The organism is Azospirillum sp. TSO35-2, from assembly GCF_003116095.1.
Lineage (GTDB): Bacteria > Pseudomonadota > Alphaproteobacteria > Azospirillales > Azospirillaceae > Azospirillum.
This window is the reverse complement of the sequence record NZ_LGRA01000021.1, coordinates 730,345-754,181: the sequence shown is the minus strand read 5'-3', so window position 1 is coordinate 754,181 and position 23,837 is coordinate 730,345. Positions and strand designations below refer to the sequence as shown.

General features: G+C 68.0%; 23 protein-coding genes and 2 pseudogenes. 23 read left to right on the top strand and 2 right to left on the bottom strand.

Annotated elements, in window-relative coordinates; all coding sequences use genetic code 11:
* The first annotated feature begins 13 nt into the window (after positions 1 to 13).
* The 21 genes and pseudogenes from TSO352_RS19605 (at position 14) to TSO352_RS19510 (ending at position 20,296) form a co-directional block, all read left to right on the top strand.
* On the top strand, positions 14 to 736 hold the full coding sequence (locus tag TSO352_RS19605; RefSeq protein WP_109108944.1) for an IclR family transcriptional regulator: 723 nt from the start codon (positions 14 to 16) through the stop codon (positions 734 to 736).
* Positions 733 to 2,478, top strand: coding sequence for a hypothetical protein (locus TSO352_RS19600; RefSeq protein WP_109108943.1), 1,746 nt, complete (start codon positions 733 to 735; stop codon positions 2,476 to 2,478). Before TSO352_RS19605 ends, TSO352_RS19600 begins: the two co-directional genes overlap by 4 nt.
* On the top strand, positions 2,475 to 3,215 hold the full coding sequence (locus TSO352_RS19595) for a hypothetical protein (RefSeq protein ID WP_109108942.1): 741 nt from the start codon (positions 2,475 to 2,477) through the stop codon (positions 3,213 to 3,215). Before TSO352_RS19600 ends, TSO352_RS19595 begins: the two co-directional genes overlap by 4 nt.
* Before the next feature lie 43 nt (positions 3,216 to 3,258).
* On the top strand, positions 3,259 to 4,224 hold the full coding sequence (locus TSO352_RS19590) for a dipeptidase (protein WP_109108941.1): 966 nt from the start codon (positions 3,259 to 3,261) through the stop codon (positions 4,222 to 4,224).
* A 38-nt stretch (positions 4,225 to 4,262) separates the two neighbouring features.
* Positions 4,263 to 5,741 carry an NAD-dependent succinate-semialdehyde dehydrogenase gene (locus tag TSO352_RS19585; protein WP_109108940.1) on the top strand — a complete coding sequence of 493 codons (1,479 nt, stop codon included), beginning with the start codon at positions 4,263 to 4,265 and terminating at the stop codon, positions 5,739 to 5,741.
* A gap of 26 nt (positions 5,742 to 5,767) precedes the next feature.
* Positions 5,768 to 6,148, top strand: a complete 381-nt coding sequence (locus tag TSO352_RS19580; RefSeq protein WP_109108939.1) for a Rid family hydrolase — start codon at positions 5,768 to 5,770, stop codon at positions 6,146 to 6,148.
* A 173-nt stretch (positions 6,149 to 6,321) separates the two neighbouring features.
* Positions 6,322 to 6,429, top strand: a pseudogene (locus tag TSO352_RS19575) (IS6 family transposase); the annotation flags it as partial.
* Positions 6,430 to 6,803: 374 nt separating this feature from the next.
* Positions 6,804 to 7,802 (top strand): flavin reductase, encoded by a 999-nt coding sequence (locus TSO352_RS19570; RefSeq protein WP_109108938.1) that lies wholly within the window; start codon positions 6,804 to 6,806, stop codon positions 7,800 to 7,802.
* 36 nt (positions 7,803 to 7,838) lie between these two features.
* A complete protein-coding gene (locus tag TSO352_RS19565) occupies positions 7,839 to 9,350 on the top strand; it encodes an aldehyde dehydrogenase (protein ID WP_109108937.1) in 1,512 nt (503 codons plus the stop codon).
* Positions 9,351 to 9,395: 45 nt separating this feature from the next.
* Positions 9,396 to 10,511 (top strand): LLM class flavin-dependent oxidoreductase, encoded by a 1,116-nt coding sequence (locus tag TSO352_RS19560; RefSeq protein WP_109108936.1) that lies wholly within the window; start codon positions 9,396 to 9,398, stop codon positions 10,509 to 10,511.
* Positions 10,512 to 10,513: 2 nt separating this feature from the next.
* The gene (locus tag TSO352_RS19555) at positions 10,514 to 11,341 is read left to right on the top strand and encodes an alpha/beta fold hydrolase (protein ID WP_109108935.1); all 828 of its coding nucleotides are present in this window, start codon (positions 10,514 to 10,516) and stop codon (positions 11,339 to 11,341) included.
* Entirely contained in the window at positions 11,334 to 11,732 is a 399-nt protein-coding gene (locus TSO352_RS19550) for a carboxymuconolactone decarboxylase family protein (protein ID WP_109108934.1), read from the top strand. Before TSO352_RS19555 ends, TSO352_RS19550 begins: the two co-directional genes overlap by 8 nt.
* The gene (locus tag TSO352_RS19545; protein WP_085091605.1) at positions 11,729 to 12,043 is read left to right on the top strand and encodes an NIPSNAP family protein; all 315 of its coding nucleotides are present in this window, start codon (positions 11,729 to 11,731) and stop codon (positions 12,041 to 12,043) included. Before TSO352_RS19550 ends, TSO352_RS19545 begins: the two co-directional genes overlap by 4 nt.
* 226 nt (positions 12,044 to 12,269) lie before the next feature.
* Positions 12,270 to 13,412 (top strand): betaine/proline/choline family ABC transporter ATP-binding protein, encoded by a 1,143-nt coding sequence (locus tag TSO352_RS19540; RefSeq protein WP_348770650.1) that lies wholly within the window; start codon positions 12,270 to 12,272, stop codon positions 13,410 to 13,412.
* Entirely contained in the window at positions 13,405 to 14,367 is a 963-nt protein-coding gene (locus TSO352_RS19535) for a proline/glycine betaine ABC transporter permease (protein WP_109108932.1), read from the top strand. The genes TSO352_RS19540 and TSO352_RS19535 overlap by 8 nt, the downstream gene beginning before the upstream one ends.
* Before the next feature lie 81 nt (positions 14,368 to 14,448).
* Positions 14,449 to 15,486: a glycine betaine/L-proline ABC transporter substrate-binding protein ProX gene (gene proX / locus TSO352_RS19530; protein WP_109108931.1), complete on the top strand. Its 1,038-nt coding sequence runs from the start codon at positions 14,449 to 14,451 to the stop codon at positions 15,484 to 15,486.
* 86 nt (positions 15,487 to 15,572) lie between these two features.
* Positions 15,573 to 16,166 carry an amino acid synthesis family protein gene (locus TSO352_RS19525; RefSeq protein WP_085091820.1) on the top strand — a complete coding sequence of 198 codons (594 nt, stop codon included), beginning with the start codon at positions 15,573 to 15,575 and terminating at the stop codon, positions 16,164 to 16,166.
* A gap of 62 nt (positions 16,167 to 16,228) precedes the next feature.
* Positions 16,229 to 17,176, top strand: coding sequence for a glyoxylate/hydroxypyruvate reductase A (locus tag TSO352_RS19520; RefSeq protein ID WP_247872268.1), 948 nt, complete (start codon positions 16,229 to 16,231; stop codon positions 17,174 to 17,176).
* Positions 17,176 to 17,598, top strand: a pseudogene (locus tag TSO352_RS34040) (MFS transporter); the annotation flags it as partial. The gene TSO352_RS19520 and the pseudogene TSO352_RS34040, both read left to right, overlap by 1 nt.
* On the top strand, positions 17,514 to 18,260 hold the full coding sequence (locus TSO352_RS19515) for an MFS transporter (RefSeq protein WP_109108930.1): 747 nt from the start codon (positions 17,514 to 17,516) through the stop codon (positions 18,258 to 18,260). The pseudogene TSO352_RS34040 and the gene TSO352_RS19515, both read left to right, overlap by 85 nt.
* A gap of 242 nt (positions 18,261 to 18,502) precedes the next feature.
* Positions 18,503 to 20,296: a helix-turn-helix domain-containing protein gene (locus TSO352_RS19510; protein ID WP_109108929.1), complete on the top strand. Its 1,794-nt coding sequence runs from the start codon at positions 18,503 to 18,505 to the stop codon at positions 20,294 to 20,296.
* Between the two features lie 74 nt (positions 20,297 to 20,370).
* Here the strand turns inward: TSO352_RS19510 and TSO352_RS19505 are convergent, their stop codons facing one another.
* A complete protein-coding gene (locus tag TSO352_RS19505; RefSeq protein WP_109108928.1) occupies positions 20,371 to 21,339 on the bottom strand; it encodes an IS5 family transposase in 969 nt (322 codons plus the stop codon).
* 65 nt (positions 21,340 to 21,404) lie between these two features.
* Here TSO352_RS19505 and TSO352_RS33275 point away from each other — a divergent pair, with 65 nt between their 5' ends.
* Complete coding sequence (locus TSO352_RS33275; protein ID WP_158284607.1) at positions 21,405 to 21,569, top strand: hypothetical protein; 165 nt, start codon at positions 21,405 to 21,407, stop codon at positions 21,567 to 21,569.
* A 62-nt stretch (positions 21,570 to 21,631) separates the two neighbouring features.
* Here TSO352_RS33275 and TSO352_RS19500 read toward each other — a convergent pair whose 3' ends face one another.
* A complete protein-coding gene (locus TSO352_RS19500; protein WP_109108927.1) occupies positions 21,632 to 22,522 on the bottom strand; it encodes a LysR substrate-binding domain-containing protein in 891 nt (296 codons plus the stop codon).
* A 1,076-nt stretch (positions 22,523 to 23,598) separates the two neighbouring features.
* Here TSO352_RS19500 and TSO352_RS19485 point away from each other — a divergent pair.
* Positions 23,599 to 23,787 carry a hypothetical protein gene (locus TSO352_RS19485; protein WP_109110746.1) on the top strand — a complete coding sequence of 63 codons (189 nt, stop codon included), beginning with the start codon at positions 23,599 to 23,601 and terminating at the stop codon, positions 23,785 to 23,787.
* The last annotated feature ends 50 nt before the right edge of the window (positions 23,788 to 23,837 follow it).

The window sequence follows — 23,837 nt, the reverse complement described above, 5'->3', positions numbered from 1 at the left end:
CCAGGAGCCGTCCGTGAGTGTTCGTCCGCTTTCCTCCGTGCTGAAGACGTTTGCCGTCCTCGACGTCGTTGCGGCGTCGTCAGAGCCCGTGCGGCTCGCGGACGTGGCCCGGACGGTGGAGGAGGCACGGGCGGCGACACACCAGCGCCTCCAGACCCTGGTGGAAGCCGGATGGGTCGAGCAGACGGAGGACGGGCGCTACCGCCTCGCCCTGCGCATCGTCGCCCATGCGGCCATGGCCATGGAACAGGCGAACCTGGGCGCCCGGCTGGCCGACATCCTGCACGACATGGTCGCCGAGAGCGGAGAAACCGCCTCCATGGCCGTGCTCGACGGGCAGGAAGCCGCCATCATGCGCCGCGTCGAAGCCAAGGGCATCCTGCGGGCCGACCTGCGGGTCGGCACCCGCCTCGATCTGGCGCGCACCGCGCTGGGCCGCGTCCTCAGCGCCTTCGCCCGTCCCGACACCCTGGCACGACTGGTCGAGGCCGGCGTGGCACTGCCCGAACGCGAACTGGCCGAGCGCATCCGTGCCGACGGCTACGCGGTTTCCGGCGTCACCGGCCCCCGAACCGTTTCCGCCGTGGCCGCCCCCGTGATCGACAGCCATGGCGACTGCATCGCCGCGCTGTCGCTCTCGGGACCGACCGCGGGCTTCAACACGCAAACCTGCGCGAGTGTCGTGGTCGCGGCGGCGGCCCGTGTCAACGCTCGCCTACGCGGAGCCAAAGAATGAGCCTTGCCCTATCCCCGTCGGCGGGGGGCACAGCACCGGGTCCCGACCCGCACAGCCTGTTCCGGCTGATGCGGAACCCGGCGGAGCTGATGACCCCCGAACGCCTCGCCTCCATCCAGCCCTCCCGCATCAGCGCGTCGCGCGCGTTGATGAGCCGGGCAATCCGCGACCGCTGGTCCATCACCCGCACCAGCTTCGACATCGACGAGCGCGGGCACGGCACCGCCGGCTACCGCATCGACATCGGCGGCTGGCGCTTCTCCTTCCCGGTCTTCTCGTTCGAGCCGTCGGACCAGGGGCGTTCCGGCCGCATCATCGGCCGGTCCTGGGACATGATGGGCGCCCTGGTGGAAGGGGACATCAGCCCGGCCGACGTGGAACGGACCCGCGTCGAACTGCCGAAGCTCTACGAGGGCCGGGCGACACCCGGCACGCTGATCTGGTGCCGCTCCAACCGCAGCCAGCGGCTGTTCGACCATGCCCTGCAGTCGCTGGTCGCCGGCAGGCAGCCGGACGTCGCCCAGCTGGGCCAGATCTGCTACTTGATGCGCAATACGGGGCTGGACGGCAACGGCACCTTCGGGACCAAGAGCTTCCTTGCCTTCGAGAAGGACCATCCTCTGCGCTGGTCGCTCTCCGCCCAGATGCTGTGCGCCTACATGATGCGGGCGTTCGCACAGGACCTGCTGCACCATCTGGCGCGGATGGCATCGCCACAGGCGGTGACGCTTGCTCCCGAACTGGCGCGCTATCTCGGCGTCGGCAACGGCTCGGCCCTCGGGCTGATGCTGTTCGTCAACAACCATCCGCGCCTGATCGACCGCTGGCTGTGGGTCCGGGAGGAGGCCATCGCTCGGGCCAAGTGCCTGATCCCCGGGCCCGACGCCGCGGAGGTCGCGACCCTGTTGCGACTACTGGACAAGGCCATCCTGTTCCGCCGCCAGGACCGCGTCGTCTACGAAGCGATCACCCCAAGCGGCGTCGTGCACGCCGACCTTCTTATCATCCGCGAGCAGACCGAGCGTCTTCTGACCCGTCTGCGCCGGGGCGAGGCCGTGGCTGAGCATCCGATCGCCGATCTCTGCGCCTCGCTGGACGGGAGCATTCATCCGGACGCGATGGAAACGCTGCACTCCCTGCTGATCGAGCTGGTGCCGGAGGTGGCCGACGCGCTGGTCGAGACGCTGGTGATCGACGAGGAGCTGACCGGGCGTCCGGAAATGCCGGTCGGACGGCTGCGGGAGATCATCCACAGTCAGTATGCCTGGGCCTTCGGGCTTGACCTGAAGTCCGACACCGCGCTTCGCTACGTCTGGTACAAGTCGGTGACGGCGGAGGAGCCGCGCCGCGGCCCGCGGGACGAGGTTGGCGACGCGGTCAATCTCGGGCTCGACCTGCCGCGCCTGATCGTCCGGCTGGACGCCGACCTGGCGGCCCAGGACCCGAAGCAGAGCACCGCGCGTTTCCTGCTTGCCCACCCGACCCACCGCGCCATCGTCACGCGGGTGCAGGCGCTGGCCGGGCTGCCCTATCATTCGCCGCATGCCGACATCATGTGCGAGGGCTTCGTTCCCGCCCACATCACCCGCCTGCTGAACGTCGGCATCCACGGCATCGACAAGACGCGCGATTTCCTGAACCGCAACCTGCGCGGCGTGCTGTTCCACGGGGCGCCGACCCCGGCCGAACTGGCCGCCGGTGCGGACGAGACCTGGTTCTATCCTGCGGAGCCCCTGTCATGACCATACGGACCGCAAACGATGCGACCGCCGGTTCCGGCGTACCGCTGCAGGTGAGCCTGCGCGAAAGCAGGCTGGTGCTCGAGCGGCTGATGCAGGTGACCCGCGTGGAGCCGGGACTGGTTCCCAGCCTGCGCGACTGCGCCCTCTATTCCGCTGCCCTCGGCCTCGGCGGCTTTCCGGAACTGCCGCGCCACCTGGACCTGTTGCGGGCGGCCAAGCCGACCGGCCTCCGCATTCTCGACGGTGCCGACACGCCCCTGCCTGACACATTGGTGGCGGATTGCACCGGGCAACATGCCTGGATCGCCGCGCCGGCACTTGTCGACCTGTGCGTGGAGCGGCATCGCCGCGGACTGCCCGGCGGCGTCGTCGCGCTGAATCTCACCGAGACGGGTGAACTCCAAATCGCCGGGGCGCTGGCGGAAGCCCACGGGTTGTCCGCGACCGTAACCGCTGCGGAGCAGGATGGCGGCACAGCCGTCCGGCTGTCCGTGCAGTCCAGGGCGGACGGCCATCCGACCGTGCTCGACACCATCCGCCGCCATGGCATCCCGGTGGAGGCGGATTTGTGGTGGCGCCTGTTCCATCTCGCCAACGAGGCACTGGCGCCGGACAGCTTCACCTCCCGCCGCCATGCCGGTGCGATCATGGTCACCGCCGACGGGCGGGTCGTCGGCCGCCAGGATGAGGACGACACCGACCTTTCCCTCCTGCACGGCGACGCCTCCGCGGCTTGAACTGCGCTTGGCCAGCACACCCTCTTCAGACGGACACCCACTCATGCTGATCGACGCACTCCAGTGCGGTCACTTCGACCGCGCCGTTTTCGAGGAACTGAAGAACAGCGGCTACACCTGCGTCACCCCGACGCTGGGCTTCTGGGAGGACACCCTGGAGTCGCTGGAAGCCATCGGCCGGTGGCGCGACATGGAACGGGAGATGGGCGACCTCTTCCTGATCGCCCGCACCGCCGCGGACATCCGCCGGGCGGAGGAGACGGGGCGGGTCGCCGTCCTGCTCGGCTACCAGAACAGCAACCTGTTCCAGAACCGCATCGCCTATGTCGAGCTGTTCGCCGATCTCGGCGTCCGCGTCGTACAGCTCACCTACAACAACCAGAACGAGCTGGGTGGAAGCTGCTACGAGGAAAAGGACAGCGGACTCAGCCGCTTCGGCCGCGAGGTGGTGCGCGAGATGAACCGCGTAGGCATGGTCGTCGACCTGTCGCACGTTGGTGACAAGACGACGCTTGACGCCATCGAATGGTCGGAAAAGCCGGTCGCCATCACCCACGCCAACGTCGCCTCCCTGTTCCCGCACAAGCGCAACAAGAGCGACGAGGTGGTAAGGGCGCTGAGCCGCAACGGTGGCGTCATCGGTTGCGTCGCCTACCGCAACATCACCCCCGATGCGGCCTGCGCCACGGTCGAGGGCTGGTGCGAGATGGTCGCCCGCACCGTCGACCTGGCCGGCATCGACCATGTCGGCATCGGCACCGACTACAGCCACAACACCACGCAGGTGGACATTGACTGGATGCGCAAGGGGCGCTGGACGCGGTCGGTGCAGTATGGCGCCGGTTCCGCCGCGCGTCCGGGCAAGGTGCCGAAACCCGATTGGTTCGTCCGGGCCGGCCAGCTCTCCGCCGTCCGCGATGGCCTGCGCCGCGTCGGATTCAGTGCCGAGGAGGCCGGGAAGATCCTGGGCGGCAACTGGCTGCGCCTCTATCAGGCTGTGATGGGTTGATCGCGCGGTTCTGACCAAGACTGAAAGGAGAGTGGCCCATGCGGCATGAACCCGTGGACGCGGCCGCGGCTGAAGCGGCCTACCCGTCGATCGGCATGCTGATCGACGGCGAATGGCTGGGTACGGACGGCCGGGCGACGCAGGACATCGTCAACCCGGCGACCGGCGGCCTGCTGGGGCGGCTCCCGCACGCCGATGCCGCGGACCTCCGACGCGCCGTCGTCGCGGCCGAGCGCGCCTTCGCCACATGGCGCAACAGTTCGCCAATGCTCCGGTCCACGGTTCTGCGTCGCTTCGCCGACCTGGTTCGGGCCAACGCCGAGGACATCGCCCGCGCCATCACGCTCGACCAGGGCAAACCGCTGACCGAGGCGCTGGGGGAGGTCCGCTTCTCGGCCGAACATGCGGATTGGCATGCCGAGGAATGCCGGCGCATCTACGGACGGATCATCCCGCCCCGCGACTCGCATGTCGTCCAGTCGGTTGTGCGGGAGCCGGTGGGCGTCTGCGCCGCCTTCACACCATGGAACTTCCCCTTCAGCCAAGCCGTGCGCAAGGTCTGCGCCGCACTGGGCGCCGGCTGCACCATCATCCTGAAGGGACCGGAGGACACGCCTTCCGCCATCGTCGCCATCGGCCGCCTGTTCATGGAGGCGGGTCTGCCGCCCGGCTGCCTGAACCTCGTCTGGGGCGAGCCGGCGGTGGTCTCCCGCACGCTGATCGAGTCCCCGGAGGTGAGGAAGGTATCCTTCACCGGCTCCGTTCCGGTCGGAAAGCAATTGGCGGCGCTGGCCGGGCAGCACATGAAGCGCACGACCATGGAGTTGGGAGGACATGCCCCCGCCATCGTCTTCGACGATGCCGACGTGGAGGCCGCTGCCGAGGCGCTCGCCGCGCAGAAGCTGCGGAACGCCGGGCAGGTTTGCGTGTCGCCGACACGTTTCTATGTCCAGAGGCGCGTCCACGACCGTTTCCTCGACCGTTTCGTCGCAATGCTCGCCAGCGCCCGGGTCGGCAATGGGCTTGGCGCGGACGTCGTCATGGGGCCGCTCTGCCACGCCCGGCGGCAGGACGCCATGGACGCGCTGGTGGAGGACGCACGCTCGCGCGGCGCCTCCATCGCCACCGGCGGCCGGCGGCTGGATGGACCGGGCTTCTTCTACGCGCCAACCGTCATCCACGACCTGCCTGACGACATTCGCGCCATGCGGGAGGAGCCCTTCGGCCCCCTCGGCATCGTCACGCCCTTCGACGATGCGGCGGACGTGCTGCGCCGCGCCAACAGCCTGCCGTTCGGGCTGGCCGCCTACCTGTTCACCCGATCCGCCGACACGGCGCATGCGGTCGCGCTCGGGCTTTCAACCGGCATGGTGTCGATCAACCATTTCGGACTCGCGCTCGCCGAGACCCCCTTCGGAGGCGTGAACGACAGCGGCTACGGCAGCGAGGGCGGACAGGAAAGCTTCGACGGCTATCTGACCACCAAGTTCATCACCCACCGACACGATCTGCCCTGACCAGCGGGCACCCACGAGGTTTACCAATGTTCGATCCAATCGATACCGGCATCGCCCCGCCCAAGGGGCCGGTGACCGCCACCCTGCGCGCCGGCAACATCGTCTATTCCGCGCACATCCCGAAGGACCCCCTCACCGGCGCCATCGTGGAGGGCGACATCGAAACGCAGGCGCGACAGGCGCTACGCAATCTCGACCAAGCGATGCGCGCGGCCGGCGGATCGCTGGCCAACGTGGTGCACATGGCCATCTATCTGATCGACCGGGCCGACGCGGGCGGCATGAACGCCGTCTATACGGAGTTCTTCAAACCGCCTTATCCCTGCCGTGCAACCGTGGTGGTCAAGGAACTCCTGTCCCCCGGCGTCCGTATCGAGTTTGTGGCGACGGCCGTTCTCGAAACCTGACCGGCACCATCAAGTTGGTGTTGGATAGGGTGCTGGAGCGGGCGAGTGCGAGATATGGAGCGGCATGACGACACCCGCTGACCACCGTATCGGTTGCCGCTACCCAACCGAGGGGCATCGTCACGTAAACAGCGGGGTTGGCGACCCCAAGCTGCTCTCGGCATGGTGGCGGGATGAGACGAGAGCCCGATCCCCATTACCGCCACCGCTTCCCAGCCAAAATGATCGCGCATGCAGTTTGGTTGTACCACACATTCTCGCTCAGCTTCTGTGATGTCGAACGACCTTGGCGCACAAATGGGCGGGAGGTTGGCTGCGGCAGGATGGCAAGGTACGAAAGCGGCCCCGCTGAAGCCGCCAAGCAGACCTCCCGCGAGAAGCTCTGCGCCGCGTCCAACTGATGGACCGGCCGGGCAGGCGGCGGCGCGTGGATTGAGTCTGACGTTGGCCTGAGCTGGGGCGGGGCAGAAAATCTGCCTCGCCCCAGCTGCATTTTCATATGCCCGTAGCCCCTGTCCGCCAGCGACGGCGCCGTCGCGGCAGGACCCATTCCTTGGAATCGATGGGACAAAATGTCGCACATTCCTCTGTAGAGGAGGAAGATGGCGGTATCCGCCCAGGGTAGCCTCGTCTTCGTTATGGAAGGGAGGCAGACGTGACATTCTCTTCGAGTGAACCATCGCCCATCAATCAAAGAGACCTTCGAAACGCCTTCGGCAAGTTCCCGACCGGGGTTACGGTTGTCACCGTGCTCGACGAAGACGGAAATCCCCGCGGGATAACGGCGAATTCCTTCACATCCGTCTCGCTCGATCCGCCGCTGGTCCTTGTCTGTGTCGGAAACCGATCGTTCAGTTTTCCGATCTTCTGCAACACACCGTCCTTCGCCGTGAATCTGCTGCACGAGGGACAGGCCGATGTCTCCGGCCTTTTCGCCTCCCGTTCGCCCGAGAAATTCCAGTCGACCGGGTTTGGCCCGAAACACACCGGCGCGCCGGTTCTGACCGATTGCCTCACTTGGTTCGATTGCACGGTACATGACCGCGTGATGGCCGGCGACCATCTGGTTCTCATCGGCCGCGTGCAGGCCTTCGGCCCAAGCGGAACGGCAGGTCGGGCAGCTCCGCTCGGCTTCTGCCGGGGCAGGTACGCGACGATGCACGAAGTTCCGGGCGCCGGTGGGGAGATGCCGCAGGGCATGCAGGTCGGCTACCTCGTCGAAGCGGACGACGGCATCCTGCTGCAATCCGACGGAGCGGGCGGCTGGCGCCTGCCGGGCGGCCGCAGCCGCAAGGCCGAACGGGCACTGCCTCTGGCTGACGGGAGCACACTACCGCTGCGGCCGGACGACAGCTTCCTTTATTCGGTCTTCGACGTCGCCGGGCAGGACGCCGGCTGTCTGGTCTATCGCACCCGTCTCGCGGCCGATGCGGCCACCATGACCCTGCCGCCGGGCCTCCGCTTCTTTGCGCTCGACGCCCTGCCCTTCGAGGCCATGCCGATGCGTGAGACCCGGGCGATGCTGCGCCGCTATGTCCGGGAACGGCAAGCGGACCGCTTCGGCATCTACATTGACTCAAGCGACGGCGGGCGGCTGGCGATGGTCGATGGCCGCCCCTCTCCCTGGCCCGGCGCGCTCGCCGAAAACGGCTGATCCCCCACCGCCCCTTCACAAAAATATGAGACCGCGATGCACACCACCTGCAGGTCGCTCGAAGGCACCCGCCGCGCCCTCTATATCGGCGGACGGTTCGTCGAACCGAAAAGCGGCCGCTACATCCCGAGCTACGACCCCACCACCGCCGAGCCCTGGTACGAACTGGCCGACGCCGGTGCCGAGGACGTCGATGCCGCCGTCGCCGCGGCGCGGGCCGCCTTCGCCGATCCGGCTTGGCGGCGGATGACCCAGAGCGACCGCGGCAAGCTGGTCCGCCGCCTGGCCGAGCTGATCCTCGCCAACGCCGAGGACCTGGCGCTGATGGAGACCCGCGACAACGGCAAGCTGATCAAGGAGATGCGCGCCCAGATGCGCGCCATACCCGACAGCTACGTCTATTTCGCCGGAATGGCCGACAAGCTGCAAGGCGACACCATCCCGGTGAACAAGCTGGACATGCTGAACTTCAACCTGCGCGAACCGCTGGGCGTCGTCGGCATGATCACGCCGTGGAACTCGCCGCTGATGCTGCTGACCGGCACGCTGGCGCCCTGCCTCGCCATCGGCAACACGGTGGTGATCAAGCCGTCGGAACACGCCACCGCCTCCACCCTGGCGCTCGCCGAGCTGGTCACCGAGGCCGGTTTCCCGGACGGCGTCGTCAATGTGGTGACCGGCGCCGGCGCCACCGCCGGGGAGGCGCTGACCCGCCACCCCGGCATCGCGAAGATCGTCTTCACTGGCAGCACCCAGACCGGCAGCCGCATCGCCGCCACCGCCGCCGCCAACCTCGTGCCCTGCCAGATGGAGCTGGGCGGCAAGTCGCCCCACGTGGTGTTCGGCGACGTCGACATCAAGCGGGCGGTGAACGGCGTGGTCGCCGGGGTCTTCGCCGCAGCCGGGCAAACCTGCGTCGCCGGGTCGCGCTGCTTCGTCGAGGCCGCCATCTACGACCGCTTCGTCGAGGCGCTGGTCGCCCGCACCGGGCGCATCACCGTCAGCCACCCGATGGAGGAGAGCACCGACATCGGCCCGCTCGCCCTGTCGGCGCAGCTCGCCAAGGTCGAGGACTATGTCGCCTCGGGCCAGCGCGACGGCGCCCGGCTGGCCGCCGGCGGACGGCGGCCCCAGGCGGCGGGGCTGGAGAAGGGCTGGTACTTCGAGCCGACGGTGCTGGCCGACGCGCGCAACGACATGGGCTTCATGCAGGACGAGATCTTCGGCCCGGTCGTCGGTGTGGTGCCCTTCGCCTCGGAGGACGAGATGATCGCCATGGCGAACGACACCCGCTATGGCCTCGCATCGGGCATCTGGACCAGCGACATCGACCGCGCCATGCGCTTCGCCACCCGGATCGACGCCGGCACCGTCTGGATCAACACCTACCGCGCCGCCGCCTACATGTCGTCGAACGGCGGCTTCAAGCAGAGCGGCTACGGCCGGCGCGGCGGCTTCGACGTGATGCGCGAGTTCTCGCGGTCGAAGAACGTCGTCATCGATTACTCCGGCGCAATGCAGGACCCCTTCGTCATCCGGCTGCGCTGATCCGCCCCGCCCGGGCTTCTCCTCCCCCGAGAAAAGGACAAGGACATGAAGTTCGCCGTCGCGCTTTCCATGGAGCGCTTCTCACCGGACACGCCGATGAGCGACGTGACCAGCACCATGCTGGAGCTGGTGAAGATGGCCGACCAGGGCGGTTTCGAGACCCTGTGGACCGCCGAGCACCACACCATCGAGTGCACGATCTCCCCCAACCCCTTCACCGTCCTGACCTGGCTCGGCCAGCACACCGAGCGCATCCGGCTCGGCACCGCCACCATCGTCGCCCCCTACTGGAGCCCGATCCGGCTGGCCGGCGAAGCGGCGCTGTGCGACCATCTGACCGGCGGCCGGCTGGAGTTCGGCATCGCCCGCGGCGCCTACCAGTACGAGTTCGACCGCATGGCCGGCGGCATGCCCCAGCAGGAGGGCGTCGCCTACATGAAGGAACTGGTGCCGGCGGTGCAAAAGCTGTGGGCCGGCGACTACGCCCATGATGGCCATTACTGGAAGTTCCCGCTGGCAACCTCGGTGCCCAAGCCTTTGCAGGCGCCGCACCCGCGCATCTGGGTGGCGGCCCGCGACCCCGGCACCTTCGACTGGGCCGTCGGCATCGGCGCCAGCATCCTGTCGACGCCGCTGGCCGCCCCGGCGGCCGAGATCGCCGTACTGGGCGAGAAGTTCCGCAAGGCGGTGACCGACCATCCGGAGGTGCCGCGCCCGCGCTTCATGATGCAGCGCCGCACCTGCTGCTACGAGCGGCCGGAGGAGGCCGAACTGGCGGTACGGCACAGCATCGACTATGGCCGCAGTTTCGAGAATCTGTTCCAGAACATCGGGACGGTGACCAACGGCTTCCCGACGGCGGTGTCCTACGAAAGCGTCGCCGGCCGCGACAACTACAAGCCGGAGAACGTCCTGAAGAACCTGATGTTCGGCACGCCGGACGAGGTGATCGAAAAGCTGCTGGATTACGAGGCGGCCGGCGTTGACCAGTTCTCGCTCGGCCTGTCCTTCAACCTGCCCGTCGAGCTCCAGCGCAAGACGCTCGACCTGTTCACCTGCGAGGTGCTGCCGGTCTTCGCCGCACGCGAACGCGACCGCCGGCATGAGGAGGAGCGCCGCCTTGCCACAGCAGCGCCGCGCCTGGCTGCGGCGGGGCACTGACCATGGCCGACTTCTGTCACTTCACGGTCGGGCCGGTGACGTTGAACTACCGGCTCGACGGCCGGGGACCGGAGCCGCTGGTCTGCATCCACGGCGTCGGCTCCTACCTGGAGGCCTGGAGCGGTGTGGTGGAGCGGCTCGCCGACCGCTTCACCATCCTGACCTTCGACCTGCGCGGCCATGGCCGGTCCACAAGGATCAAAGGCCGCTACGAGATCGACGATTTTGTCGGCGAGACGCTGGCGCTGGCCGACCATGCCGGCTTCGGCCGCTTCAACCTGGCGGGATTTTCGCTGGGCGGGCTGATCGCCCAACGCCTGACCCTGACCCATCCGGAGCGCGTCAAGCGGCTGGTGCTGCTGTCCACCGTCGCCGGCCGCAATCCGGAGGAGCGCCGGCGGGTGCTCGACCGTCTGGCGGCCCTGCAGGCCGGACAGCCGGGCTCGCATTACGACGCCTCGCTGTCGCGCTGGCTAACCGACGACTTCCAGGAGCGCAACCCGGATCTGATCCGGGGCCTGCGGGAACGCAACGCCGTGAACGACCCCGACTGCTACGCCGCCGCCTACCGCGTCCTGGCGGAAACCGATTTCGGCGGCTTCCTCGACCAGATCCGCTGCCCGACCCTGATCGCCACCGGGGAGGAGGACATCGGCTCCAACCCGCGCATGGCGCGCACCATGCACGACAGCATCCCCGGTTCGGCTCTGCACATCCTGCCGGGCCTGCGCCATTCGATCCTGATCGAGGCGCCGGACGCGGTGGCGGGACTGATGAGGCGCTTCCTGACGTCCGCCGAGCAGCCGAAGGAGGGCGCAAGCCATGGATGAACCCCTACAACGGGCGGGCGAACGCGTCCGGCGCGACGTGCTCGGCGACGCCTATGTCGACCGCGCGATGGCGGCGGCCGACGACTTCTCCCGGCCCTTCCAGCAGATGGTCAACGAATATTGCTGGGGACAGTGCTGGGCCGACGACGCGCTCGACCGCCGCCAGCGCAGCCTGCTGAACCTCGGCATGATCGCGGCGCTGGGCCGCATGCATGAGTTCGAGCTGCACCTGCGCGGCGCCATCCGCAACGGCCTCTCCGATGCCGAGTTGCAGGCGGCGCTGATCCAGATCGCCGTCTATTGCGGCATTCCCGCCGGCGTCGAGTGCTTCCGCATCGCCCGCAAAATCCACCAGGAGGTCGCCGGTGACGGCACGGGAGGCACACCATGATCGTCGAGGAACGCATCTACCGCATCCGTTCGGGCAAACTGCGCGAGTATCTGGCGCTGGTGCAGAGCGAGGGGCTGGCGATCCAGCAACCGATCCTCGGAAATCTGATCGGTTACTTCGTCAGCGAGATCGGCCCACTGAACCATGTCGTCCACATGTGGGGCTATGCCGATTTCGAGGACCGCACCGCCCGCCGCCAGCAGCTCTCCGAGGATCCGCGCTGGCAGGCCTTCATCCCGAAGCTGGCGGCGCTGATCGAGACGGCGGAAAACCGCATCCTGCTGCCGACCGCCTTCTCGCCCCTGAAGTGACGAACCGGCAGCGCTATGCTCCGATTCGCAGGAACATTAGGGCCGTTTTTCCTCTGTTTCACAGGGAGACAGGAAGACGCGCAAGTCTTCCTAATGGGCTCAAGTAAAAATCTTAAAGACAGGGAAAGCCCACCGAACACAACGATGGGAGACGGTTGTGACAGAACGACTGAGGGTAGAGAATCTCTATAAAGTTTTCTCCAAATCTCCCGATCCGGCCCTGCGGATGTTGGCCGCAGGTGCAAAAAAAACCGATGTTCTGGCAAAAACCGGAATGGTTGTAGGGTTGAACGATGTTTCATTGTCGGTTCCGAGCGGTGCCATCTATATGGTGATGGGGCTGTCGGGATCGGGCAAATCCACCCTGGCCCGCTGCATCAACCGGTTGAACGAACCGAGCGCCGGTCGGATCCTGCTGGACGGCCGCGACATCGTTGCCGCCGGCGAGGCGGAACTGCGCGACATCCGTCGCAAGCGCATCTCCATGGTGTTCCAGCATTTCGCCCTGCTGCCCAACCGCACCGTCGCCGAGAACACCGAGTTCGGCCTGAAGCTCCAGGGGGTCTCTCCCCAGTCCCGCGGGCGCCGGGCGGAAGAGGTGCTGTCGATCGTCGGTCTGGCGCGCTGGGGCAACCACTACCCCCACGAGCTGAGCGGCGGCATGCGCCAGCGGGTCGGGTTGGCACGCGCGCTCGCCACCGATGCCGACGTGCTGATCATGGACGAGGCGTTCAGCGCGCTCGACCCGCTGATCCGCACCGAGATGCAGGACGAACTGCTGCGCCTCCAGCGCACGCTGAAGAAGACCATCCTGTTCATCACCCACGATTTCCAGGAGGCGCTGAAGCTCGGCACGCGGATCGCCATCATGGCCGACGGCGAACTGGTCCGCGAAGGCACCCCCCAGTCGATTGTGCTGGAGCCGGGCAGCGATTATGTCGCCGCCTTCACCCGCGAGGTTGACCGCTCCCGCCTGTTCGACGCCCGCTGGGCGATGACCCCGGTGCAGCCCGTCCCGCTGGCCGCCGGCCTGTGCCTCGCCGAGACGGGCGACGGTGGCGGGCTGGTGCTCGACGATGGCGGCCATGTCGTCGGCGCGCTCGACTCCGAGACGCTACGAGGTCTGCGCGACACCGCCGGCGGCGGGATTGCCAGCCTCGGAAATGGCGGCATCGGCGCACTGCGCAAGGACTTCGTCACGGTGCGCGAGTGCGACAGCCTTCTCGACGCCGCCCGCGCCCACCGGGCCGGACGGCCGATGGCGGTGGTCGACGAGGAAGGCCGGCTGACCGGCACGCTCGCCGCCGACCGCATCCTGGCGGGCATCGCCGCCGCCCCTCCTCACCCAGCGGGAGGCCTGCATGCTTGACGCAAACGACCTCAACGTCTTTCCGGTCGACGCCTGGATCCAGGACGGCGTCGCGTGGATCGCGCTGAACCTTCGTCCGCTCTTCCTCGCCATCAAGTGGCCGGTCGAGTATGTCCTGAACCTCAACATCTTCCTGCTCCAGGAGATCCCCTTCCTCGCCATCGTGGCGGTGGCGGTGCTGCTGGCCTGGCGGCTGGCCAGCCTGGGGGTCGCCTGCTTCAGCGCCGTCGCCCTGGTCGCCATCGCCGCGCTGGGGGTCTGGTCGGAGGCGATGACCACGCTTTCGCTCATCACCACCGCCATCGTCATCTGCGCGGCCATCGGCATCCCGATCGGCATCGGCTGCGCCCGCAGCGACCGGATGTGGGGCGTGGTCCGCCCGATCCTCGACATCATGCAGACCACCCCGACCTTCGTCTATCTGGTGCCGGTGGTGATGCTGTTCGGCGTCGGCACGGTGCCAGGCGAGGTGGCGGTGGTGACGGCGGCGGCCCCGCCGCTGATCCGTTTCACCAACCTCGGCATCCGCATGGTCGAGACCGAAATGGTCGAGGCCGGCCTCGCCTTCGGCGCCACCAAGCGGCAGCTGCTGTGGGAGGTCCAGCTCCCGCTGGCCGTGCCGACCATCCTCGGCGGCCTGAACCAGACGGTACTGACCGCGATGGTGATGTCGGTCGTCGTCGCCATGATCGGGGCGGAAGGGCTCGGGCTGGTGGTGCTCCAGGGCCTCGGTCGGCTCGACGTCGGCCGCGCTGCGGTGGGCGGCATCGCCATCGTTCTGCTGGCGATGATGCTCGACCGCATCACCCAGAAGCTGGCCCAGCCCGGCGGCCCCGGCGGGCGTCCGCTGCTCCGCAGCCTGCGCGCCCTCGTCCGCTCAGGTCGTCCGGCCGACGGCAAAACGAACGCCGGCCCGGCCACCTCCAATCCGGCGATCTCCAGTCCGGACCAGTGATCCCGCCCCCAGACCGCAAGCCCCGAACCGCAAGCCCCGTTCCACCCGAATCCCGTCCCGACCCCGATTGAGGAAACCGCCATGCCCTTCTTCACAAAGTCGGTCGCCAAGTCCCTCTCCGTCGCCGCCTTTCTCGCCGCTGCCTGCGTCCAGCCGTCTCTGGCCGCCGACCAGCCCGGCAAGGGCAAGACCATCCGCTACGCCCAGTCGGACAGCCTCGGCGCCAACTACGTCACTGCCCAGATCGTCAGCGCTGCCTTCAAGGAACTCGGCTATTCGGTCAAGCTCAGCACGCTGAGCACGACCCTGTTCTTCCAGGCGGCGGCGCAGGGCGACCTCGACATCGCCACCGATATCAACTTCCCGCAGCGCGAGCCCGCCTTCCGCAAGGTGGAGCAGCAGGCGACGATTGTCGGCGGCGGCCTGATCAAGGAGGGCGGGGTCAACGGCTACCTGATCGACAAGAAGACGGCCGACGCCCACCACATCACCTCGCTGGAGCAGATGAAGGATCCGAAGATCGCCGCGCTGTTCGGCAAAGGCGGCAAGGCGGATCTGGTCAACTGCGATCCCGGCTGGAGCTGCGGCGACGTGGTCGACTACCAGCTCGACAAATTCGGCCTGAAGGACACGGTGAACTCGGTGCGCGGCAAGTACGAGCCGCTGATGGTGGAGGCGGTCGCCCGCGTCCGCCGCGGTGAGCCCGCCTTCTTCTATGCCTGGAGCCCGTCCTGGGTCACCAACACGCTGGTCCCCGGCAAGGACGTGGTCTGGCTGCCCACCCCGTTCGACGCCCTGCCCGCCTCGGTGCCCAACAAGGGCACGGCGCTCGTCGCTGGCGTGTCGGGCTGCGCCGGCGGCGCCGACCCCTGCCGGATGGCCATGGCCTCTTGGAACTGGAACACCGTCGCCAACCGGGACTTCATCGCCGCCAACCCGGCGGTGAAGGCGCTCGTCGAGAACATCGGCTTCCCGCTGCAGATGTGGGCCGCCTGGGAGCGCAGCATCAGCGAGAAGGGCGCCAGCGAAAGCCATATCCGGGCGCTCGCCCAGGAGTGGCTCGCCGCCAACAAGTCGACCTTCGAGCAGTGGGTCGCCAGCGCCAGGGCGGCGAGCTGACCCCACCGCCAACGCTCCCCAGTTTCCACCCCCCGAAGCCGCCGGCCGGCTCCGGGACCGGACATCAGAGAATCGGACAGGACATGATGGACATCGGACTGCGCAAGATCTCCACCTTCATCGAGGAGACCATCGTCGAGGGCGGCAAGCCGGCCGAACGGCCGATCACGTCAGTCGTCGTCGCCGCCGTGCTGCGCAACCCCTGGGCCGGCCAGGGCTTCGTCGAGAATCTGCGGCCGGAGATCCTGCGGGTGGCCCCGGTGCTGGGGGCCGAGATGACGCGGCGCCTGGTCGCCCTGATGCCGGCCGCGCGCATCGAGGCCTATGGCAAGGCTGCGTCGGTCGGCGTCAACGGCGAGATCGAGCACGCCTCCGCCCTGATCCACACGCTGCGCTTCGGCAACATGTTCCGCGAAGCGGCGCAGGGCACCACCTTCCTCAGCTTCACCAACACCCGCAACGCCCCGGGTGCCCTGCTCGCCCTTCCGATGATCCATAAGACGGAGACCGGCAAGCGGGCGCATTTCCTGACCGCCAATTTCCAGGTTCCCGACTCCCCCGGTCCCGACGAGCTGCTGGTCGCCATTGGCGCGTCCGACGGCAGCCGCGCCCATCCGCGCATCGGCGACCGCTTCCTCGACATGGAGGAGATGGAAGCGGAAAAGGCCGGCGCCCGTTGAGGCTCCGGCGCGCCCGCTCCCGCCCACGCCCGGCTTTTCGAATGGATCGAGGCTATACCGACATGCCGCTTCAACGCAGCCCGATGACGCTGCTGTTCTGTTCGGGCATCGACAATGCCGACCTGTGGCGGGAGGCCCTGCACCGCCGCCTTCCCGACGTGACGGTGCGGGTCTGGCCGGAGGTCGGCGACCCGGACGACATCGACATGGCGCTGGTGTGGCAACCGCCGCCCGGCATCTTCGCCGGACTGGCCAAGCTGCGGCTGGTGATGTCGCTCGGCGCCGGGGTCGAGACGCTGCTGGCCGACCCGTCGCTTCCCGACGTGCCGCTCGTCCGCATGGTGGCGGACAGCCTGAGCGACGACATGGCCGGCTTCGTCGCCCTCCAGGTGCTGCGCTGGCATCGCCATTCCGACGCCTTCGACGCCGCGCAGGCGGCGGGGGTCTGGCGGTGGCTGCCCTACCGGCCGGCCCACGAGGTCACAATCGGGCTGCTTGGGCTGGGGGAGCTGGGACGTGCCGCCGCCGTCGTCCTCGAGGCGCTGGGATACCGCGTCCTCGGCTGGAGCCGGTCGCCAAAGCGGCTGGACGGCGTGAAGTGCTTCGCCGGCCCCGACGGGCTGGAGGCGATGCTGCCGCGTTGCGACCAGCTGGTGTGCCTGTTGCCGCTGACCGCCGACACCCGCGGCATCCTGAACCGGCGCCTGTTCGCCCGCCTGCCGGCCGGTGCCGTGCTGGTCAATGCCGGGCGCGGCGACCATCTGGTCGAGGCGGACCTGCTCGACGCCCTCGATCGCGGCCGGCTGGGCGGAGCCAGCCTGGACGTGTTCAGCGAGGAGCCGCTGCCGGCCGGCCATCCCTTCTGGCGGCATCCACGCATCCGCGTCTCCCCCCACAGCGCCGCCGCCACCCACCCGACGCAGGCGGTGGAACAGGTGGCGGCGACCCTGGCGGCCTTCCGCGACGGGCGACCGCTGGCCAACCGGGTCGACCGGGGGCGCGGCTATTGATGTCGCCACTGTTGCCGGTGATGGCGGCCGCCGTCCTGATGCAGGCCGGCAACGGGCTGCTCCAGGCCCTGCTGCCGCTGCGCATGCAGGCGCAGGGCCTGTCGGCGGCCGACATCGGCATGGTGGCGTCCGCCTACGGCGTCGGCTTCGCCGCCGGCTGTCTGGCGGCGCCGAGAGTCGTCCGCTGGCTCGGCTTCGTCCGCGCATATGCCGGGCTGGCGGCGCTGATGGCGATCCTCGCCCTTGCCCTGCTGCTGGCCGGCGGCAACGTCGGCTGGGTCCTGCTGCGCGCGCTGACCGGCGTCGGCTTCGCTGGGCTGTTCACGGTGATTGAGGGGTGGATTGGCGCCGGAGCGCAGGACGGCAACCGCGGGCGGATCTTGGCGGTCTATATGGTCACCACCAAGCTGGCGCTGATGGCCGGCCCCCTCCTGCTCGACCCCGGCGGCGACCAGCCCTTCCGACTGCTGCTCCTGCTGATCCTGCTGTCGGTTCTGCCGGTCGCCGTCACCCGGCCCTGCCAACCGCCGTCTCGCTCGACCTGCGCGGGCTGTTCAGGCTGGCGCCGTCGGCCCTGGTCGGCTGCTTCGCGGTCGGCGTGGTGACCGGCACGATGATCGCGTTCGCCCCGCTGTACGGGCTGCGCATCGGCCTTTCGGAACCGGCCGCCGCCGCCCTGCTCGTCGCCCTCCAGGGCGGCAGTCTTCTCGCCCTATGGCCGCTCGGCGCGCTATCGGACCGGCGGGACCGCCGCGTCGTGATCGCCGCCGTGGCCGCGACCGGCGCCGTCCTGTCCGCCAGGCTGGCGCTGCTGCCGGCCGGCAGCCCGGCCTGGCTGGTATGGACGGGGTTCGCGCTGTGGGGCAGCCAGGTCCTGTGCATCTACGCCCTGTGCGTCGCCCACGCCTGCGACGTGGTACCGCCGGGCCGCATCGTTCCCACGGTCAGCGGCCTGCTGGTAGTTTGGGCCGCCGGGGCGATGGTCGGTCCGGTGCCGGGCGCCCTGCTGATGGACAGGGTCGGCCCGTCGGGACTGTTCGTCTACGCCGCCGCCGGCTGCGCCGCGCTGGCCGCTTCGTCCTGATCCGCCGCGCCGTGCGGGAGCGAGAGCGGGCGCCCGGCCGGCCGGCCTTCCGCCCGCTGCCGCCCGACAGCCTGACGGGAGCGGCAATCTCCGGCCCTCGGACGGTCCTTGAGCCTTCTGGCACCCCGCGTGCCGGTATAGGGCCCCCGGAAGGGCGCTGCCGTTCCGCTTTTCCCGAGTGCCGTCATCGGGTTAGAGTCGTTCGAAACCGGGCCTTGGCCCATCCGTTCGCCGGAGGAGCATTGGTCGAGACGTCGCGCATCCAGTCGCTGCGCGTGGTGGCAAGCCTGATCAATTCGGGCGGGGATCTGGCGACGGTGCTTCAGCGCTTGGTCCTGGCCGCTTGCCGACATGCCAACTGGTCGATGGGGTCGATCATGGCGGTCGATGTCGAGCATGGCTACGCCCTGGTCGTCGTTCGCCACGACCCCACGCTGATCCAGCGTCCGCTGCCTGACCGCTGGGAGCTGGCGACCAGCCCGTCTCTGGTCGCCCTGCGGCGGAACGAGCCGGTCTTCATCCCCGACGCCCGGGTATCGGAGGAGTTCCCCGGCTATCGCCGGGAGGCCTTCGAGCGCGACTACCACAGCGTGCTGGTCGTGCCGATGAACTGCACCGACGACAGCGGCCGGCCGCTGGTGCTGAGCGTCGTGTCCCGCGGCATCATCGAGGTGAGCGAGGAGGATCTGGCCTTCATCGGCATGATCGTCCAGCTCGGCGAAATCGCAGTGGAGCGCCAGCATCGGCTGCGTGCCGAGACCCTGGCCGCCGAACGCCTGCAACGGGCGCTGGAAGTGAATACCTCGCTGCTGCGGCAGGCGCTGGAGGACGGGGCGATGGCCACCCTTCTGCCCTGCATCCGCGACCTGCTGCCCTACTCCATCGTCATCGTCGACTTTACCGCCAACCTCGTCACCGCCGACCGGGCGCCCTGCGGCAGCGACATCGGCGACGCCGACTGGCAGGCGGCAGTCGCGGCCGACCTCGGCCCCTCGATCATGAAGGCGGCGCGCGATGCCATCGACCATCCCGCCGCTACCGGGGCGACCCTGTTCTGGGAGGTCAACGGCAAACGCATCCGCACGGCGCCGCGCATCGACCCGCTGACCGCCGACGGCGAGGTGGTCGGCGTGCTGATGATCTTTCCGGGTCCGCAGCCTTACGGCCAAGCCGATCAGCTCCTGCTCGACGGCATCAAGCACGCCCTCGGCATCCAGATGCTGCGCAACGTCATCCGCTTCCGGTACGAAAACCGGTCATTGACGGAGCTGTTCCTGGAGCTGGTGGAGCGGCGATGGCGGGATCCGCTCGACATCGGACAACGCGCGCGGCGGCTCGGCCTCAACCTCGATCTGCCGACTCAGATGATCCTGGTCGGACTGCCCGGCCGCAGTCCGCGGGCAGTGAGCGCGGCGGCCGACCTCCATCTCCCGGTCCAGCGGCTGCTGTCGCTGCACGGGATCGCCGGCACTCTCGTCACCGTTCCGGCCGGACTGGTCTGCCTCATTCCCGCCGTCGACGAGCGGAGCCTTGGACCGGTCAAGCGGCTAATGGCGCAGATCGCGCGGTCGGTCGCCGACATCCTGCATGCCGAACCATTCGTCGTGCTGACGAGCCGCTGCATGGCCCCGCCGGACTATGCGGAGGCGTGCGACCGGTCCTGGCGGATGATCCGGATCGCCGAAGAGTTCGGCCGCCCCGGCGTCCTCGATGCCCGACAGTTCGGCCCACTGCCCATGTTGCTGGCTGCGGCGAACACCCACGAAGTGCGCGGCTACGTCGCCGACAGCATTGGCGCCCTCATCGAGTACGACCGTCAGCATGGGACGCCCTATCTGGAGACGCTTTCCGCCTATCTGAAGACGGGGTGCCGCACCAAGGCCTGCTCCGACCAGCTTGGCGTACACGTCACCACCCTGCGCTATCGACTGACACGCATCGAAGAGCTGTTCGGCATCGATGTCGAAAGCCCGGATCGCCGCTTCTCGGTTGAACTCGCCATTCACCTGAGCGGGGTCATCGACCGGTCCCCCTGATCTCGAAAGGGCTCCGTCGGACTTTGGCGCGTAAATCGCCGTGAAAACGGAGTCCAGCGGCCGGTGGCGGGTAATCAGGCGCCCTTGCGGGAGACGGGCATGCCGAGGGTGGCCATGATGTTCAGGACCTTGCAGCCGACGGCGGCCTCGACCTTCTGCGTGGGCAGAGTCCGGGCGCGGAGGCTGCGGCTAATCACCTGTTTGTAGCGCATCATCGCCACCTCGCCCAAGGAGCGGCGGCCGTACCGGACGGCCCGCTGCCAGGCCAGCCGACCACACTCGGCAATCCTCAGGATGTGGCGGTCGCGTTGGTTGGGAGCATTTCCGGTCGTGGCGCTCGGCACCGCCGTCGAGCGCGGCGGGATGATCACCTCCGCCGCAGGGCTGTGGGCGGCGACCGCACGGTAGACCGGCTCACCGTCGTACGCGCCGTCGGCCAGCACCGTGCCGATCGGGCGGGCGATCTGGTCGAGCAACGGGCGAACCAGAGAGGCATCCCCTTCCTCGTTGGACGTCAGCTCCGAGGCGAGGATCTCGCCGGTATCGGGATTGACGGCCAGATGGAGTTTGCGCCAGCTCCGGCGCGCTTGGCCGCCGAGCTTTTCCAGATGCCACTCGCCCGTGCCGAACACCTTCAGCCCGGTGGAATCGATGACCACGGTGACCGGCCCGTCCGCCTTCGCCAGATCGCTTGCCACCTCCAGGTCGCCGCTGCGCCGGGAGAAGGTGGTGTGATCGGGGACCGGCAACTCCAGGCCGAGCAGGCGCATGAGCGATCCCAGCAGCCCCTCGGTCTGGCGCCACGGTCGACCGAACGCCAGGCGCAGCAGCATCCCGGCTTCGATCGCCAAGTCCGAGTAGCGCACCGGCCGGCCACACCGCCCCGTGGCGGGCGGCGTCCACGCGGCGATCGCCTCCGGCGACACCCAGATCGTCAGGTCACCCAGCCAGCGCAGCGCCGCATCGTAAGCTGACCAGTTCTCAACCCGATAGCGAGCCCTCGGGATCTTGTGGCGGCGGGGCTCGTTGGCCTTGTACGGCATCGGTCGGATTCAGCGGGCCGCCTCTATACCCGCTCGCCCTCCCGACCGCCACCAGCCCGGCCTTTTTGCACCAACGTCATCACCGCCGGCATGCGGGCGAGCGGATCGCCCAGGGCGGGGCCACGTCGTCGGCGCCGGACAGCAGGCATCAGGCGCAGGGCCTCGACGTCGACCTGCTGGCGGCTGCGGTGGAGATCGAAGAGCCGGCCGGGCCAGTGCTGGCCAGCTGATCGCCGCCGGCATGCCGGCGAGGCGGCCATGGCCCCTTTCGCGACAGCGGCCGGCCGCTGAATTATGCATCACCGCAGGTAAGGTGGTGCACAAGCTGCTTGGCATGCACCGGCAGCGCCGAGACGTTGCGGGCACAGAGGGTTAGGCGCCGGAGCGCCCACGCATCGCTGAGCGGAACCGACCGGATCGCCCCTGCTCCGCCTGATCGTTGCGCGGCCGCTTCGGGTACCACTGCCAACCCCACCCCGCTCTCGACCATCCGGCACACCGCTTCGAACCCGCTAACACGCACCCGGAACTTGAGCGTGCGGCCGGCCCTGGCTGCGTGGCTGGCAAGGTGCGCCTGGAGTGCGCTGCCGTGCCCTAAGCCGATGAAAGGCTCGTCCAGCACCTCCCGGAACGCGATCTCGCTTCGGTCGGCCAGAGCATGACCGGCTGGTACCACAAGGACAAGCTGGTCGGTTCGGAACGGCTTAGTCTGTAGGGCGCCGAGGTCCACCGTGTCGGCAACAATGCCGAAGTCGGCGAGCCCGCTTGCGATGGCATCAACGATCTCGCGGCTCGGCCGTTCTTCCAGATCGACGTCGACCCCGGGGTGATCAGCAAGGAAGGAGGCCAAGGAGTCGGGCAGAAACTCGGCCAAGGCCGCAGTGTTCGCCAGCACCCGCACATGGCCGCGCAGGCCTTTAGCGTACTGCCCCAACTCGCCCCGCATCTGCTCAAGCTGGCCCAGCACAACGCGGGCATGGTGGACGACCGCTTGGCCCGCCGGCGTCGGTCGGACCCCACGGGGCCGACGCTCCAACAAGAGCACGCCTCCGGTCATCTCCATGCTGCGGATACGCTCGCTCGCAGACCCGAGTGCCATCCCGGCTCGCTCAGCCCCACGGGTGATGCTCTCAGCCTCGACAACATGTAGGAACAAACGCAGGTCAGTGAGATCAAAGCGCATCCCGGATTATCCAAGATTCAGCGGCATGGTGGCAAGAGCCTTCGGCACAGCCGAAGGCTGGTAGCATTCACTTCCGCATTGTCGCATGCCAGCCCTCCATGCAACTTAGATTCATGGCGCAAGACACACGAGCAACGATCATCAGCGGACGGAGCCTACATGAGGCCGCTGTTGTCGGCTTTGGCGGGTGTGACCGCTCTCGCGGTGATGGTCCATCTCGAGGCGCTCGGAGTTCGGCTCGGAGACGAAGATCGTGCTGCGATCTCTGCACTGCCGAAGGCCGAGCGTTTTGTTCGGCCTCCATTCGCACCGGATTGGGACGCCGCGGATTTGTAGTGGGAAGCGAGGGCTTTGGCGACTGGATGTCGGTTCAGCCCCAATGGTGGTTGTCAGGCCACCCGCGATCCGGGGCCACAGTCCAACTCGCCACCTTCCAGTATACGCGTCAACTCATCCGCCAACCGCGGTCCGATGCGGACAGCATCCCTCAAACTGTTAAGGGGAGAAGTCGTCGGACGGCCGCCGCTATGATGCGCCGAATGATTGGAGAGGACGATGGTGCGGCGGCGACTCCTGACGCACGAACAGTAGGAACGGTTCCCGGCCCTCGCGACGGATGAGCGTAGACTGGCACGCCAATACACGCTCGGAGATGATCATGCTCAAATTGGACAACCCGCTGGCTATCGATGCGCGGTTCCTCGACCTCAAGGGCCGGCTTGAGTCGGCGGTCGAGGAGCATACCGCCTTGTGAGCAAGGATCGGCAGCGGGGGTGGCGACCGCGCCGTCCCAGGCTGATCTTTCATAGTGTCTCTACGCCACGTCTATGGGCGTTGGCTTCACGGTGGCGCACTGAGGCCTTCAATTCCGAGTATCGGCAACCTTCACATTCCTGTCCGTCAAAGGGTGGCAAAGCGGACACTCTGATCCAGGTGGATCGGAGTGTCGCGAAAAGGAGGAGCCTTCACCTCCCCCTGATGCTGTCCTGACGAAACGGCTCAGGATAGAGGCTCCCCGAGCGGAACTGCCGATGCCAGCGTTAACGGGGGGTAGGAAGTTAACGGAGTACAGCAGCATGACCACGGCTACCTATCATGTCATTCGGTACACCGACGGCCGGCTGTTCTATGAGGGGGAACCCATCACACTTGCTGAAGCTCAGGTGATGATCAATGAGGCCATTGCTCGCGGCACCCTTGAAGTGAACTCATTTTTGCACATCGATGAAGACCTATTGGTCATCGAGTTTGACGCCGCACCTTGACGAAGCGGCCCTGCTGCCTGACCGCTGTCGCGAAAAGGGCGGATGGCCAC

Bases quoted from the DNA above. Each gene is read 5' to 3' on its own strand.
- TSO352_RS19600 (WP_109108943.1), top strand. From the start codon at position 733: ATGAGCCTTGCCCTATCCCCGTCGGCGGGGGGCACAGCACCGGGTCCC.
- TSO352_RS19595 (WP_109108942.1), top strand. From the start codon at position 2,475: ATGACCATACGGACCGCAAACGATGCGACCGCCGGTTCCGGCGTACCG.
- TSO352_RS19590 (WP_109108941.1), top strand. From the start codon at position 3,259: ATGCTGATCGACGCACTCCAGTGCGGTCACTTCGACCGCGCCGTTTTC.
- TSO352_RS19585 (WP_109108940.1), top strand. From the start codon at position 4,263: ATGCGGCATGAACCCGTGGACGCGGCCGCGGCTGAAGCGGCCTACCCG.
- TSO352_RS19580 (WP_109108939.1), top strand. From the start codon at position 5,768: ATGTTCGATCCAATCGATACCGGCATCGCCCCGCCCAAGGGGCCGGTG.
- TSO352_RS19565 (WP_109108937.1), top strand. From the start codon at position 7,839: ATGCACACCACCTGCAGGTCGCTCGAAGGCACCCGCCGCGCCCTCTAT.
- TSO352_RS19560 (WP_109108936.1), top strand. From the start codon at position 9,396: ATGAAGTTCGCCGTCGCGCTTTCCATGGAGCGCTTCTCACCGGACACG.
- TSO352_RS19555 (WP_109108935.1), top strand. From the start codon at position 10,514: ATGGCCGACTTCTGTCACTTCACGGTCGGGCCGGTGACGTTGAACTAC.
- TSO352_RS19550 (WP_109108934.1), top strand. From the start codon at position 11,334: ATGGATGAACCCCTACAACGGGCGGGCGAACGCGTCCGGCGCGACGTG.
- TSO352_RS19545 (WP_085091605.1), top strand. From the start codon at position 11,729: ATGATCGTCGAGGAACGCATCTACCGCATCCGTTCGGGCAAACTGCGC.
- TSO352_RS19540 (WP_348770650.1), top strand. From the start codon at position 12,270: ATGTTGGCCGCAGGTGCAAAAAAAACCGATGTTCTGGCAAAAACCGGA.
- TSO352_RS19535 (WP_109108932.1), top strand. From the start codon at position 13,405: ATGCTTGACGCAAACGACCTCAACGTCTTTCCGGTCGACGCCTGGATC.
- proX (WP_109108931.1), top strand. From the start codon at position 14,449: ATGCCCTTCTTCACAAAGTCGGTCGCCAAGTCCCTCTCCGTCGCCGCC.
- TSO352_RS19525 (WP_085091820.1), top strand. From the start codon at position 15,573: ATGGACATCGGACTGCGCAAGATCTCCACCTTCATCGAGGAGACCATC.
- TSO352_RS19520 (WP_247872268.1), top strand. From the start codon at position 16,229: ATGCCGCTTCAACGCAGCCCGATGACGCTGCTGTTCTGTTCGGGCATC.
- TSO352_RS19505 (WP_109108928.1), bottom strand. From the start codon at position 21,339: ATGCCGTACAAGGCCAACGAGCCCCGCCGCCACAAGATCCCGAGGGCT.
- TSO352_RS19500 (WP_109108927.1), bottom strand. From the start codon at position 22,522: ATGCGCTTTGATCTCACTGACCTGCGTTTGTTCCTACATGTTGTCGAG.
- TSO352_RS19485 (WP_109110746.1), top strand. From the start codon at position 23,599: ATGACCACGGCTACCTATCATGTCATTCGGTACACCGACGGCCGGCTG.